Source organism: Streptosporangium canum (assembly GCF_900113865.1).
GTDB lineage: Bacteria > Actinomycetota > Actinomycetes > Streptosporangiales > Streptosporangiaceae > Streptosporangium > Streptosporangium canum.
Window position 1 is genome coordinate 393255 of sequence record NZ_FOQY01000005.1, and the last position, 13208, is coordinate 406462.

The 13208-nt window shown below is 71.2% G+C and carries 13 protein-coding genes; 9 read left to right on the forward strand and 4 right to left on the reverse strand.

Annotated elements, in window-relative coordinates; genetic code table 11:
- Positions 1-19 precede the first annotated feature (19 nt).
- Complete coding sequence (locus BM085_RS45845) at positions 20-1228, reverse strand: cytochrome P450 family protein (protein WP_093886875.1); 1209 nt, start codon at positions 1226-1228, stop codon at positions 20-22.
- 193 nt (positions 1229-1421) lie between these two features.
- Positions 1422-2306, reverse strand: coding sequence for a peptidylprolyl isomerase (locus tag BM085_RS10605; RefSeq protein ID WP_093886810.1), 885 nt, complete (start codon positions 2304-2306; stop codon positions 1422-1424).
- Between the two features lie 201 nt (positions 2307-2507).
- Here BM085_RS10605 and BM085_RS10610 point away from each other — a divergent pair, with 201 nt between their 5' ends.
- The 9 genes from BM085_RS10610 to BM085_RS10650 all read left to right on the forward strand — a co-directional run bounded on the left by BM085_RS10610 (position 2508) and on the right by BM085_RS10650 (position 11665).
- Positions 2508-2969 (forward strand): DUF2231 domain-containing protein, encoded by a 462-nt coding sequence (locus BM085_RS10610; RefSeq protein ID WP_093886811.1) that lies wholly within the window; start codon positions 2508-2510, stop codon positions 2967-2969.
- Positions 2970-3083: 114 nt separating this feature from the next.
- The gene (locus tag BM085_RS10615) at positions 3084-4394 is read left to right on the forward strand and encodes a replication-associated recombination protein A (protein WP_093886812.1); all 1311 of its coding nucleotides are present in this window, start codon (positions 3084-3086) and stop codon (positions 4392-4394) included.
- 227 nt (positions 4395-4621) lie between these two features.
- Entirely contained in the window at positions 4622-5008 is a 387-nt protein-coding gene (locus BM085_RS10620; protein WP_093886813.1) for a DUF948 domain-containing protein, read from the forward strand.
- Positions 5005-5259 carry a hypothetical protein gene (locus tag BM085_RS10625; RefSeq protein WP_093886814.1) on the forward strand — a complete coding sequence of 85 codons (255 nt, stop codon included), beginning with the start codon at positions 5005-5007 and terminating at the stop codon, positions 5257-5259. The genes BM085_RS10620 and BM085_RS10625 overlap by 4 nt, the downstream gene beginning before the upstream one ends.
- A 1-nt stretch (position 5260) precedes the next feature.
- The gene (alaS, locus tag BM085_RS10630; protein WP_093886815.1) at positions 5261-7933 is read left to right on the forward strand and encodes an alanine--tRNA ligase; all 2673 of its coding nucleotides are present in this window, start codon (positions 5261-5263) and stop codon (positions 7931-7933) included.
- A gap of 46 nt (positions 7934-7979) precedes the next feature.
- Positions 7980-8477, forward strand: a complete 498-nt coding sequence (gene ruvX, locus BM085_RS10635; protein WP_086566983.1) for a Holliday junction resolvase RuvX — start codon at positions 7980-7982, stop codon at positions 8475-8477.
- A 5-nt stretch (positions 8478-8482) separates the two neighbouring features.
- On the forward strand, positions 8483-9511 hold the full coding sequence (gene mltG / locus BM085_RS10640) for an endolytic transglycosylase MltG (RefSeq protein WP_093886816.1): 1029 nt from the start codon (positions 8483-8485) through the stop codon (positions 9509-9511).
- A 163-nt stretch (positions 9512-9674) separates the two neighbouring features.
- A complete protein-coding gene (mltG, locus tag BM085_RS10645; protein WP_093886817.1) occupies positions 9675-10841 on the forward strand; it encodes an endolytic transglycosylase MltG in 1167 nt (388 codons plus the stop codon).
- The gene (locus tag BM085_RS10650) at positions 10841-11665 is read left to right on the forward strand and encodes a shikimate dehydrogenase (protein WP_093886818.1); all 825 of its coding nucleotides are present in this window, start codon (positions 10841-10843) and stop codon (positions 11663-11665) included. The genes mltG (BM085_RS10645) and BM085_RS10650 overlap by 1 nt, the downstream gene beginning before the upstream one ends.
- On the opposite strand, the gene BM085_RS10655 is transcribed toward BM085_RS10650, so the two are convergent.
- Together BM085_RS10655 and BM085_RS10660 are read right to left on the reverse strand one after the other, a co-directional pair.
- The gene (locus BM085_RS10655; protein ID WP_093886819.1) at positions 11640-12605 is read right to left on the reverse strand and encodes a hypothetical protein; all 966 of its coding nucleotides are present in this window, start codon (positions 12603-12605) and stop codon (positions 11640-11642) included. The two genes, BM085_RS10650 and BM085_RS10655, sit on opposite strands and share 26 nt — an antisense overlap.
- Positions 12602-13003 (reverse strand): PadR family transcriptional regulator, encoded by a 402-nt coding sequence (locus BM085_RS10660; protein ID WP_245789235.1) that lies wholly within the window; start codon positions 13001-13003, stop codon positions 12602-12604. Before BM085_RS10660 ends, BM085_RS10655 begins: the two co-directional genes overlap by 4 nt.
- Between the last annotated feature and the right edge of the window lie 205 nt (positions 13004-13208).

Here is a 13208-nt window from a genome sequence, read left to right on the forward strand (position 1 = left end):
GCCCGCGCCGTACCGGCGGCTAGAAGCGGACCGGCAGCGCCCGCAGCCCGCGGATCAGCGAGCCGTCCTGGCGCCAGGAGAGCTCGTCCGGCGGGCAGCCGAGGGCGATGTCCGGCAGGCGCCGCAGGAGCGTCCCGAAGGCGATCTGGGCCTCCAGGCGGGCCAGCGGAGCCCCCAGGCAGAAGTGGACGCCGTGGCCGAACGCCACGTGCCGGTTGTCGGCCCGGGTGATGTCGAGGGTGTCCGGATCCTCGAACGCCCCGGGGTCGCGGTCCGCGGCGCCGAGGGAGACGTGGACCAGGCTGCACTTGGGGATGTGGACGCCCGCGATCTCCAGGTCGTCGGTGGAGAAGCGGAAGGTGGCCCGCTCCACCGGGCCCTCGTAGCGCAGGAACTCCTCGATCGCCGAGGGCAGCAGCTCGGGCCGCTCCCGCAGCAGCCGGAGCTGGCCGGGGTTGGCGAGCAGGGCCAGCATGCCGTTGCCGATCAGGTTGACCGTGGTCTCGTGTCCGGCGATGAGCAGCAGCGTGAGCGTGGAGACCAGCTCGTTCTCGCTGAGCAGTTCCTCCTCGTCGCGGGCGGCGACCAGCGCGCTGATCATGTCCTCGCGCGGCTCGGCCCGGCGCTCGGCGACGGTCTGGACGAAGTAGGCGCGGATGGCGGTGTTCGCCTCGACGCGGCGCAGGGCCTGCTCGTCGTCGAACTGCGGGGTGATCAGGGTGGTCGACCACTGCCGGAAGTCGTCGCGGTCCTCGACGGGGACGCCCAGAAGCTCGCAGATCACCGTGATCGGCAGCGGGAAGGCGAAGTCGTCGAGCAGGTCGGCGTGGCCCTTGACGGCCATCGCGTCGATGAGACGGTCGGTGATCTCCTGGACCCGGGGACGCAGGCTCTCGGTCCGCCGCGGGGTGAAGGCCTTGGAGACCAGGCGGCGCAGCCGGGTGTGGTCCGGCGGGTCGCTGTTGAGCATGTTGTGGGCCAGGACCGGGTTGCCCTGGCCCAGGATCGCGCGGAACGCCTCGGGCCCCTCGAACGGGTTCTTGCTCAGGCGCGGGTCGTTGAGGGCCCGGCGGCCGTGCTCGTAGTCGACCACCAGGAAGCCGTCGACGCCGGGCGGGAACTCGATCGGGTGGACCGGCCCCTTCTCCCGGAGCGCGGCGTAGGCGGCGTAGGGGTCCCTGCCGAACTCGGGATTCACCACGAACTCGACGGGTAGCTTCTGCGACATCCGGTCCCCCTCGGTGAGATGGATCACACTGCCTCTGCTCCAAGTGTCTCTCCGGGGCTCCGGGGATCACCCGACTGTGATCGGGATCACAGTCCGCGCGGCGGCCTCCCGGCCCGAGGGGGACGGCTTCCACGCCGGAAAGCCGGACGCCCCGGCGGTCGACCGACCGCCGGGGCGTCCAACAGGCGCTCCGCTAGGTGAGCTGCACGTCCTTGATGATCACCGGGATCTTGGGGGCGTTGGAGCCGCCGTCACCGGTGATGTCGTCGGGGTTGGTGATCCACCCGCCCTTGGAGACCTTGTCGAGGATGTCCATGCCCTTGGTGACCGTACCGAAGGGGGTGTAGTCCGGGCCCAGCTGGGCGGTCTCCTCGCCGAGCGAGATCCAGAACTGGCTGCCGTTCTGGTTGGCCGCCTCGGGGGGCTGGGCCATCGCGACGGTGCCCTTGGTGTAGGGGAGGCCGCCGAGGTTCTCGTCGTCGAAGACGTAACCCGAGCTGCCCTGGCCGTCGGTGGGGTTCTCGCCGTCGGCCTTGGCCTGCGGGTCGCCGCACTGGAGCAGGGCCAGGCCGGAGTTCTCCGGGGTGGCCAGGCGGTGGCACTTGGTGTTGTCGAAGAAGTTCTTCTTGGCGAGGAAGGCGAAGGAGTTCACCGTGCAGGGCGCCTGCGCCGTCGCCAGGTCGATCACGATGTCACCGTGGTTGGTGGTGATCGTCATGGTCTTCAGCTTCAGGCTGGGCTTGCCCGGCGGCATGCCCACCTTCTTGGCCGGGCTGCCGCTGGTGTCCTTGCGGTAGGAGCAGCTCACCTTGGACGGGGCGACGGGGGCGCTGGTCGTCGCGGACGGCGTCGGTTCCGCGGCGGTCTCGGAGGGGGCGGGAGAGCTCGCGGCCGCGGGCTTGCTGTCGCCGCCCCCGAGCAGCGTCGTCGCGGCGATCAGGCCGCCCACGACGACGACCACCGCTGCGCCGGCTCCGATGAAGGTGTTCCGCTTCGTCTTGGTCGCCTGCTCAGCACGCTTGGCTTGGCGCTCTTTGTGCTCCCGCGCCAGCTGGCTCTGGCGGTCCTCGCCGCTCACCGGTATGTCCTCCAGGATTACTGTTACTTGACTGTCAACTGGCCGAAAGCGTACCGGCCTCAGCGTGTGCTGAATGTAAGTGACGGAATCCATCAGATGGGGCAGATGTGAAAACTGCCCAGCATCTGGTGCATTTCGGAACCGTTCGTGGTGAGATTCCGTACTTGGTGACGACGAGCCACGGATGACCGGAGCCCCCGCATGTTCGACGAGATCCTGGGTCTGCCCGCCCACCCGCTGATCATTCACGCCGCGGTGGTCCTGACGCCGCTCCTGGCCGTGCTGGCCGCCGTCTACGCGCTGGCGCCGCGCACGCGCGCCGTGCTGCACTGGGCGGTGACGGCACTCGCGGTGGCCGTCCCGGTCGCCGTCTTCGCGGCCAGGCAGAGCGGCGAGGCGCTGAAGGACAAGCGGTTCTCCTCGGTCGACGGCCCGCTCGGCCTGCGCATCGCCGAGCACGAGGGGTTCGCCACGCCGCTGCTGTCGGCCGCCCTCGCCCTGGGCGTGCTCTCGCTGGCACTCGTCCACGTCTCGCGGGCGGAGCGGTACGGCCGCCCGGTGGGGCGGGTCGTCTCGGCGCTCACCGTGGCCGCGGCCGTCGTGGCGGGCTACTACGTGCTGCGCGCGGGGCACAGCGGGGCGATGGCGGTCTGGGGGAGCTGACGGCCGGCGGCGGCCTCTCCCCGGCCACCGGCCCCCCGGACCCCCGGTCCAGCCGGGGACGGGGCCGCGACGGGGGCGGATCCGGGACGGGCGGCCTGACGGTACTGTCGGAGCGTGGACAGCCTGTTCGATTCCGCGGCGGAGGAAGCCCACCGCGGCCATGAGCCCCTGGCGGTGCGGATGCGCCCGCGCGGCCTTGACGAGGTGATAGGCCAGCGCCACCTGCTGGGCCCCGGCACGCCGCTGCGCAGGCTCGTCGAGGCCGAGGCGCCCATGTCGCTGTTCCTGTGGGGCCCGCCCGGCACCGGCAAGACCACCCTGGCCTACGTGGTCGCGGGCGTCACCGCACGCCGTTTCGTCGAGGTCTCCGCGGTGTCCGCCGGCGTCAAGGAGGTCCGCGCGGCCATCGAGCAGGCCCGGCGCGAGCTGGGCATGTCCGGCCGCCAGACCGTGCTGTTCGTGGACGAGGTGCACCGTTTCAACAAGGCCCAGCAGGACGCCCTGCTGCCCGCCGTGGAGAACCGCTGGGTCACCTTCATCGGCGCCACCACCGAGAACCCGTTCTTCTCCGTCATCTCGCCGCTGCTGTCCCGCTCGCTCCTGCTGACCCTGGAGTCGCTGTCGGAGGACGACATCCGGATGGTGCTGGAGCGCGCCGTCGCCGACCCGCGCGGCCTGGACGGGAAGGCGAAGCTGGCGCCCGAGGCCGCCGAGCACCTGGTCCGGCTGGCCGGGGGAGACGCCCGCAGGTCGCTCACCTACCTGGAGGCCGCCTCGCTGATCGCCGACGGCGAGATCACCGTCGAGGTGGTGGAGCGCGCGGTGGACAAGGCGGCCGTCCGCTACGACCGCCAGGGCGACCAGCACTACGACGTGATCAGCGGCTTCATCAAGAGCATGCGCGGCTCCGACGCCGACGCCGCGCTGCACTACCTCGCCCGCATGATCGAGGCGGGTGAGGACCCCCGTTTCATCGCCCGCAGGATCGTCGTCTTCGCCTCCGAGGACGTCGGCATGGCCGACCCGACGTGCCTGCAGGTCGCGGTGGCCGCGGCCCAGGCGGTGGAGTTCATCGGCCTGCCCGAGGGACGGCTCAACCTGGCCCAGGCGGTCATCCACTGCGCGCTGGCCCCCAAGTCCAACGCGGTGATCAACGCCATCGGCGCGGCCTCCGAGGACGTACGGCGCGGCAGCATCGGCCACGTCCCCACCCACCTGCGCGACGCCCACTACGGCGGGGCCAAGAAGCTCGGCCACGGCAAGGGGTACAAATACCCCCACGACTTCGAGCACGGCCTGGTCCGCCAGGACTACGCCCCGGAGGAGCTCCGGGACCGCCGCTACTACCAGCCCACCCGCCACGGCGCCGAAGTGGCCTTCGCCGACCGCTGGTCCAAGATCCGCGCTTTCCTCCGCGGTCAGTAGCCGCTCCGGGCGGGCGCCCCGGTGCCGGAGCGTGCCGCGGCGGGTTTCCCGGCGGCTAGCCTGGGTACCCGCCCCGCGCGGCCGGGGGGCCGACGGTGCCGGCCGGCCTCGCGAGGTCCCCGGCACGCACGGAGGAGACGGCCGTCGTGCGGCGGCATGCCGGGGGAACAAGGCGGGACACGATAGGGTCTTGCCATTCCAGCCGGGTGAACTAAGGAGATCGGCGCATGCTTACCGCGGGAGAGGTCGCCGGGCTGATCGTGGCCACGGCGTGGGCGGTGCTCGTCTGCTTCCTGGCCATGGTCCTGGTGAGGCTGGCCCGGCTGCTCACCGAGACCACCAAGATGGTCTCCGACCTGAGCGAGCGCGTGGTGCCGTTGCTGGAGGACGTCACGGCCACCGTTGGCGAGACCAACCGCCAGCTGATCGCCGTCGAGGCCATCGCCAAGGACGTCAAGCAGGTCAGCGGGCACGTCGTGAAGGTCAGCGACGTCACCCAGAGCCTGGTCACCGGGCCGTTGATCAAGGTTGCGGCACTGAGCCACGGCATCAAACAGGCCCTGCGCGTCCGCGGCAGATCGAACCTCCGGATGCTGGAGAGGCGGCGGCGATGATCCGGCGGCTGTTCTACATGTCCCTGGGCGCGTTCGGCGCGGTGTGGGTCATGCGTAAGCTGCAAGCACTGCATCCGAACCACCTGGCCCGGCGCGCCGTGCACAACGCCTCCGGAGCCCTGGAGCAGATGCGGGAATTCGCCGGCGACGCCCTGGACGGCGCGGCCAAGAGGGAAACCGAGTTGCGATCCAGGTTCGGGCTCGACACTGTTGAGAACACCTATCACTACGACGTAAAGGATGGCCGCTGACATGGAGTCGGCAGAGATCGCCCGCCGCTTCCTGCGCTTCTTCGAGGAGCGTGGGCACACCGTTGTGCCCTCGGCCAGCCTGATCGCCGAGGACCCGACGCTGCTTCTGGTCCCCGCGGGCATGGTGCCCTTCAAGCCCTACTTCCTGGGACAGCAGAAGCCGCCCTTCAACCGGGCCACCAGCGTCCAGAAGTGCGTGCGCACCCCCGACATCGACGAGGTCGGCAAGACCACCAGGCACGCCACGTTCTTCCAGATGCTCGGCAACTTCTCCTTCGGCGACTACTTCAAGGAGCAGGCGATCCCGCTCGCCTGGGAGCTGCTGACCAAGCCCGAGTCCGAGGGCGGTTTCGGCTTCCCCGAGGAGCGGCTCTGGGTCACCGTCTACCAGGACGACGACGAGGCCTACGACATCTGGCATGAGAAGGTCGGCGTCCCGGCCGAGCGCATCCAGCGCCGCGGCCTGGAGGACAACTACTGGCACATGGGCGTCCCGGGTCCGGGCGGGCCGTGCAGCGAGATCTACTACGACCGCGGCCCCGAGTACGGCAAGGACGGCGGCCCCGTCGCCGACGAGAACCGCTACCTCGAGGTGTGGAACAACGTCTTCATGCAGTTCCAGCTCGGCGCGGTCCGCAGCAAGGTGGACTTCGACGTCACCGGCGAGCTGCCCGCCAAGAGCGTCGACACCGGCATGGGCCTGGAGCGCATGGCGGCGATCCTGCAGGGCGTCGACAACATCTACGAGATCGACACCACCTACAAGATCCTCGATCGGGCCGCCGAGCTGACCAAGACGCGTTACGGCCGCGACGAGCGCGCCGACGTCTCGCTGCGGGTCATCGCCGACCACGTCCGGACCGGCGTGATGCTCGTCGCCGACGGCGTGCTGCCCTCCAACGAGGGGCGGGGCTACGTCCTGCGCCGCATCCTGCGCCGCGCCATCCGCAACCTGCGCCTGCTGGGCGCGGGCGAGGAGCGCTACATGCACGAGCTCACCGCGGTGACCATCGACGTGATGGGCGAGCAGTACCCCGAGCTCAAGGCCGACGCCCCGCAGATCCACGGCGTCATCGACGCCGAGGAGGCCTCGTTCCTGGGCACCCTCCGCACCGGCACCGCGATCTTCGACGTCGCCGTGGAGGAGACCAGGCGCAAGGGGAAGGGCACCCTCGCCGGGGAGCAGGCCTTCCAGCTCCACGACACCTACGGCTTCCCGATCGACTTGACCCTGGAGATGGCCTCCGAGCAGGGGCTCAAGGTCGACGAAGAGGGCTTCCGCCGGCTGATGAAGGAGCAGCGCGACCGGGCCAAGGCCGACGCCGCCGCCAAGAAGACCGGCAACGCCGACATCTCGGTGTTCGGCCAGATCCTTGAGAAGACCGGCCGGGTGGAGTTCCTGGGCTACGACCAGGTGACCGCCGAGGCCGAGGTCATCGGCCTGCTCGTCGGCGGGGCCCCGGTCCCGGCCGCGGGAGCCGGCACCGAGGTCGAGGTCGTGCTGGGCCGTACCCCCTTCTACGCCGAGGGCGGCGGCCAGCTCGCCGACCAGGGGATCATCCGCACCGACGGGGCCGAGGTCGAGATCGTGGACGTGCAGTCCCCGGTCTCCGGCGTCGTCGTCCACCGCGGGAAGGTCCGCGCCGGCGAGATCCGGGTGGGCGACCAGGCCCAGGCCGAGATCGACGTCGAGCGGCGCCGCGCCATCTCCCGCAGCCACACCGCCACCCACCTGGTGCACCGCGGCTTCCGCAACGCGCTGGGCGAGACGGCGGCGCAGGCCGGTTCGGAGAACTCGCCCGGCCGCTTCCGCTTCGACTTCACCGCCGCCGGCGCCGTGGCGCCCAGCATGCTCCGTGACATCGAGGACGAGGTCAACGCCGTCCTGATCAACGACCTCACGGTCAACGCCTTCCACACCTCCCAGGCCGAGGCCCGGGCGATGGGCGCGCTGGCCCTGTTCGGCGAGAAGTACGGCGAGACCGTCCGCATCGTCGAGGTCGGCGACTACTCCCGAGAGCTCTGCGGCGGCACCCACGTCTCCAGCTCCGGCCAGCTCGGTCTGGTCAAGGTGCTGGGCGAGGCCTCGATCGGCGCCGGAGTGCGCCGGGTGGAGGCTCTGGTCGGCCTGGACGCCTTCCGCTTCCTGGCCCGCGAGAGCGTGCTCGTCGCCCAGCTGTCGGAGCAGCTCAAGGCGCGCCGCGAGGAGCTGCCGGAGCGGATCGACGGCATCGTGACCCGGCTGCGCGCCGCGGAGAAGGAGCTGGACAAGCTCCGTTCCGCCCAGGTGCTCGCGGTGGCGGGCGAAATGGCCGCCTCCGCCCGCGACCTGCACGGAGTCTCCGTCGTGACGCGCCGCGCGCCTGATGGAACCTCCCCCGACGATCTGCGTAAGCTCGCCCTTGATGTGCGCGGCCGGTTCCCGGGTGAGCGGCCCGCGGTCGTCGTCGTGGCCGGTGTCCCCAGCGACCGGCCTGTCGTCGTCGCCGTGGTCAACGACGCGGGGCGCGGACGGGGCCTGAAGGCGGGCCGGCTCGTCGGCGTCGCGGCCAAGGCGCTCGGCGGCGGCGGTGGCGGTAAGGATGACGTCGCCCAGGGCGGTGGAGCCCGTCCTGAGGCGATCGACGACGCGCTTGTCGCCGTCGAGCAGGCGATCGCGCAGACGGTCGTCTGACGATGGACGCCTGCGAGTCGGTGGCGGCTCGGAGGCGGGGATGATGATGAGAAACGGCATCCGGCTGGGCGTCGACGTCGGCTCGGTCCGCATCGGCGTGGCCCGCAGTGACCCTTCGGGACTACTGGCCACGCCGGTGGAGACCGTACGGCGCGGCAGGGGCGATCTGGACCGGCTCGCGGAGATCGCGGCCGAGTACGAGGTCGTCGAGATCGTCGTCGGCCTGCCGACCTCGCTGTCCGGCCGCGAGGGGCAGGCGGCCGAGGCCGCCCGCGACTTCGCGACCCGGATCTCGCTGCGGCTGTCGCCCATCCCCGTCCGGCTGTTCGACGAGCGGCTGACCACCGTCACCGCCCAGCAGGGCCTGCGGGCCAGCGGGGTCAAGGCCAAGAACCAGCGGGCCGTGGTGGACCAGGCGGCGGCCATCGTGCTGCTCCAGGCGGCCCTGGACGCCGAACGCGCCACGGGCAGGCCCCCGGGCAGGGCGCTCGCCCCGCCGGGCGGGCAGCCCGGCGGGGAGCCGGGTGGAGGGGCCGCCCGGTGAGCCGCATGCGGCCGTTGTGGCTGCTGGCGGGCGGGACGGCCGTGGCCGCCCTGATGGTGGGCGCCGGCGGATACGTCCTGGTCAAGCCGTACCTGATGCCTCCGGACTTTGAGGGGCCCGGCTCGGGCACGGTCACCGTCGAGATCGACGAAGGCGCGACCGCCGGTGAGATCGCCGCTGTCCTGGTCGGCGCCGGGGTGGTGGCCAGTGCCCGCTCGTTCATCCGGGTGACCGAGGAGCAGGCGAGGGAGAGCGGCCTGCGGCCCGGCCGCTTCAGGCTCCGCAGGGGCATGTCGGCCGCCGAGGCCCTCGAACTGCTGACCGCGCCCGAGTCCCGGGTGGTGCGGCGGGTGGTCGTCCCCGAGGGGCTGCGCCTGCCCGAGCTGCTCGACAGGCTCGCCGCGGGCACCGGAATGCGGCGGGCCGGCTTCGCCAGGGCCGCGGCGGACCGCGAGGGGCTGGGCCTGCCCTCCTACGCCAGGAGCGCCGAGGGGTTCCTGTTCCCGGCCACCTACGAGGTGGAGCCGGGCATGACGCCGCAGGACGTGCTCGCGGCGATGGTGGAACGTTACAAACGCGCCGCGGCCGAGCTCGACCTCGAGGCGCTGGCCGCCAGAAGGCGCCTGACGCCCCTGGAGGCCGTCACGGTGGCGAGCATCCTGCAGGCCGAGGGCGGGCGGAACGCGGACTACCCGAAGATCGCTAGAGTGATCTACAACCGGATCAAGGCGGGGACGCCGCTCCAGCTCGACACCACGGTGCTCTACGCGCAGAGGCGCAGGACCCTCAGAGTGACGGACAAGGACACCGAAGTGAGATCGCCGTACAACACCTACCTGAGGCGTGGTGTGCCGCCGGGCCCCATCGCGAATCCGGGGGAGAAGGCGTTACGTGCGGCGCTCCATCCAGATCAAGGAGATTGGCTCTGGTTTGTCACAATCGATCCGGAGCATAGAATCACGAAATTCACTGACAAAGAGAGTGAGTTCGTGAGATACCGGGAAGACCTAAACAGCTACCTCGGGACGCGTTGATGCCCGGCGGAACACCCCCCGTTCCGCCGCGTGCGGCGACTCGCATCGAGAGGCCAGGAAAAGGCGCCCGGCGGACCGGGACGTCTGGCATGGTGTCCCCCCTCGGTTCGGCATACCCGCTTGACGGCGGGCCGCCTCTACCGGGAGATTGGCGGGCGACTCTATGAACGATCTCGATATGGACTTCCTGGTCGGCGACGACGACGATGGCAGGTCGCGGCGCGGCTCACGCACATCCTCAGGCTCCGGCAGCCGGCGCGGACGCCGCCGCCGGCGCCGCCGCAACCGGGGCGGCTTCCTCGCCCCGATGCTCGCGGCCATCGTCCTGCTGGGTGGTGTCGGCGCCGGAGGCTTCTACGGCTACACCTGGCTGCGCGACGCGATGACCGTCGAGGACTACACCGGAGAGGGCGCTGGCGAGGTCGTCGTGGAGATCAAGACCGGGCAGAGCGCCTCGGACGTCGCCCGGACCCTGCAGGAGCAGGGGGTGGTCAAGAGCGCCGAGGCGTTCGTCGACGCCGCCGCCGCCGCGGACATGAGCGCCTCCCTGCAGCCGGGCGAATACACCCTGCGCAAGCAGATGTCGGCCGCCGCCGCGGTCAAGCTGCTCGATCCGGACAAGCGGCTGCGGGAGACGGTGACCCTCAAGGAGGGCCTGCGCCTCTCCGACACCCTGACGCAGCTCGCCAAGCAGACCGGCAAGCCGCTCAGGGAGTTCCAGCGGGCGGCCAGGGACGGCAAGGCGCTCGGCCTGCCCTCCTACGCCAAGGGCAGGCTGGAGGGCTACGCCTTCCCTGCCACCTACGAGATCTCCCCCAAGATGAAGCCCCTCGACATCCTGACCGCGATGGTCGACCGCTTCCACCAGACCGCCGCCAAGGACGGGCTGGAGAAGGAGTCCAAGGCCCTCGGCTACACCCCGCACCAGATCATGACGATCGCCAGCATCGTCCAGGCCGAGTCCGGCAGCGTCGAGGACATGGGCAAGGTGGCCCGCGTCATCTACAACCGCCTCGACGGCAATCCGCCGCGCAAGCTGGAGATGGACAGCACGGTGATGTACGGGCTGAACAAGTACGGCGTCGCGGCGACCAACGCCGACCTCGAGAGCACCTCGCCCTACAACACCTACGGGCGGGAGGGCCTGCCCCCGGGGCCGATCGCCAACCCCGGCGACCACGCCATCCAGGCGGCGCTCAACCCCACCAAGGGCGACTGGATCTTCTTCGTGACCACCGACACCAAGCGCGGCATCACCAAGTTCACCGCGTCCGAGGCCGAGTTCTTCAAGTTCAAGGCGGAGTTCGAGAAGAACCAGGCGGGCGGGTGATGAGGGCGGCGGTGCTCGGGTCGCCCATCGTCCACTCGCTCTCGCCCCACCTGCACCGGGCCGCCTACGAGGGCCTCGGCCTGTACGGCTGGCGCTACGAGGCGATCGAGTGCGACGAGGCCGGGCTGCCCGGCCTCGTCGGCGGACTCGGCCCGGAGTGGGCGGGGTTGTCGCTGACCATGCCGCTCAAGCGGGCCGTGCTGCCGCTGCTCGACACCGTCTCCGACCTCGCGGTTGCGGTGGGCGGGGCCAATACCGTGGTCTTCTCGGACGGCGCCCGCCACGGCGAGAACACCGACGTCCACGGCATCGTCCGGGCGCTCGCCGAGGCGGGCGTGGCGCCGCCCCGGGCGGCGACGATCCTGGGCGGCGGGGCGACGGCGGCCTCCGCGCTGGCCGCGCTCCACGAGCTGGGCCTGCGCGAGGCGACCCTGGTGGTCCGCGACCCGGACCGGGCCGGGGAGACCGCGGCGGTGGCCGAGCGGCTGGGCACGGCCCTGACGGTGCAGACCTTCGACAAGCTCGACACCGTCCTGGACGTGGACCTGGTCGTCTCGACCCTGCCGGCGGGAGCCGCCGACCGGCTGGCCGACCTGGTGGCCGGGGTGCCGGCCCTCTTCGACGTGGTCTACGCGCCCTGGCCCACCCGCCTGGCCGCGGCCGTGACCGAGCGGGGCGGGACCGTGATCGGCGGCTTCCCCATGCTCCTGCACCAGGCGGTCCGGCAGGTCGAGCTGATGACCGGCCGGACCGACGTGCCGGTGGAGGCGATGCGCGCGGCGGGCAAGGCCGAGATCGTCAGACGAGTCGCTCCGGAGAGCTGACCGTCCCGGTGCCGTAGGGCCGGAAACCTCGCCTGGCCACGGTGAAGAACACGGCCACGAGAAGCGTCTGCAGCAGAAAGTGCGGCCATGCGCCCCTGAGCGGCCCGTCCAGCAGTCCCATGCCGTAGAGCTGTGCGAGTAGCGGAACCATGAGCAGGATGGCGCGGCGGCCGACGGGGGTTCGGCTGGCCACGCCACAGGCCATCGCGATCAGGGTCAGGTCGACTCTGAGCCCGTCCGGGTCGTCGGGCGGGAAGAGGTAGGTGAAGACGTTGAGGGCGGCGAGCAATAGGACCGCGGCGACGCTCCAGTGGAGCAGTCGCCGGTGGCCGATCAACGCCGCTCCCTCGGCCGGCCTGGACGCCAGGGTCAGCAGGAGGGCGACGACACAGCCGGGGAAGGCCTGGAGCGCCACGTCGCCGGGGGTCAACGGGTGCACCGAAGGGGCGTCCGGTCCCACGTACTTCATGATCTCCATGGTCGCCACGGTGTAGATGGCGCTCTCCGCAACCGCCCAGATCCAGGCGCCGGCGGCTGCCCAGCGTGAGCCCCGTAGCGCCAGGCCGAGGATCAACGGGTAGGGCAGCAGCCGCACCAGGATGAGTACGACTTGGAGAAAGCCCGCCGACTCCCACGTGCCCGGCCACAAGACCAGCGCCGAGCTGCCGAGCGACAGGACGAGCAGGTAGAGCGGGGCGACGATCGCGGCGATGTTCAGTGCGTCGCGCCAGTGCGCGGCGGCCTCGGGGCCGAAGGAGCGCTGGAGGCGGATGAGGATCCCGCCTCTGACCACGTCGAACACCTCACGTGGATCCGGGCGCTCGCGGCCCGGCCCGGCTCCGGCGAGCATCACGCCGATCATCTCCTCCTCGTGGCGGGCCCTGTGCTCACGGGGGTAGCAGGCCAGGAGCCTGCGGTAGCGCGCCTCCAGAGAGCTCATGCCGTACCTCCGGCGGGGCCGCGGCGGAACAGCGCCGCACCTCTGGCAGGGCCGCGGCGGAACAGTGCCCCGCCGGCGGGGCGGACGCGCAGGCGCGTGGAGGCCGCCTCGGCGTGCCGGCGCAGCCGTTCGGCCTCGGCGGCCAGGCGGGCGGCGCCGTCGCCGGTCAGCCGGTAGTAGCGCCGCAGGCGGCCGTCCACCACCTCCTCGCGGTCGGCGGCGACCAGGCCCTCGGACTGGAGACGGTCGAGGGCGGCGTAGAGGGTGCCCGCGCGCAGGCGCACCCGGCCATCGGAGATCTCCCGGACGTCGTTGATCACGCCGTAGCCGTGCTGGGGCCCGGCGGCCAGGGCCGTGAGGATCAGGAACGTGGGTTCCTGCATCGATCGCTCGCTCATACCTTCTTTATATACAGATCATCGGTACGTCGCGCAACGGGCGCGGGAGATGCGGCTCCGGCGGGGGTGTCGCGGGATGATTCACTGGACGTGCGTGGTTGTGGTAGTGTAATTACTCGATCGGTCCGGCGTGCCTGCTGGACGCGCAAGCGGAGGGTCACCTCCCACCTGGTCGACCGCGAGGTCGGCAGGTCAAGGATCACAC

What these genes read in the sequence shown, in the direction of transcription:
- BM085_RS45845 (WP_093886875.1), bottom strand. Translation starts at nt 1,228, where the DNA reads ATGTCGCAGAAGCTACCCGTCGAGTTCGTGGTGAATCCCGAGTTCGGC.
- BM085_RS10610 (WP_093886811.1), top strand. Translation starts at nt 2,508, where the DNA reads ATGTTCGACGAGATCCTGGGTCTGCCCGCCCACCCGCTGATCATTCAC.
- BM085_RS10620 (WP_093886813.1), top strand. Translation starts at nt 4,622, where the DNA reads ATGCTTACCGCGGGAGAGGTCGCCGGGCTGATCGTGGCCACGGCGTGG.
- BM085_RS10625 (WP_093886814.1), top strand. Translation starts at nt 5,005, where the DNA reads ATGATCCGGCGGCTGTTCTACATGTCCCTGGGCGCGTTCGGCGCGGTG.
- alaS (WP_093886815.1), top strand. Translation starts at nt 5,261, where the DNA reads ATGGAGTCGGCAGAGATCGCCCGCCGCTTCCTGCGCTTCTTCGAGGAG.
- ruvX (WP_086566983.1), top strand. Translation starts at nt 7,980, where the DNA reads ATGAGAAACGGCATCCGGCTGGGCGTCGACGTCGGCTCGGTCCGCATC.
- mltG (WP_093886816.1), top strand. Translation starts at nt 8,483, where the DNA reads ATGCGGCCGTTGTGGCTGCTGGCGGGCGGGACGGCCGTGGCCGCCCTG.
- mltG (WP_093886817.1), top strand. Translation starts at nt 9,675, where the DNA reads ATGAACGATCTCGATATGGACTTCCTGGTCGGCGACGACGACGATGGC.
- BM085_RS10650 (WP_093886818.1), top strand. Translation starts at nt 10,841, where the DNA reads ATGAGGGCGGCGGTGCTCGGGTCGCCCATCGTCCACTCGCTCTCGCCC.
- BM085_RS10655 (WP_093886819.1), bottom strand. Translation starts at nt 12,605, where the DNA reads ATGAGCTCTCTGGAGGCGCGCTACCGCAGGCTCCTGGCCTGCTACCCC.
- BM085_RS10660 (WP_245789235.1), bottom strand. Translation starts at nt 13,003, where the DNA reads ATGAGCGAGCGATCGATGCAGGAACCCACGTTCCTGATCCTCACGGCC.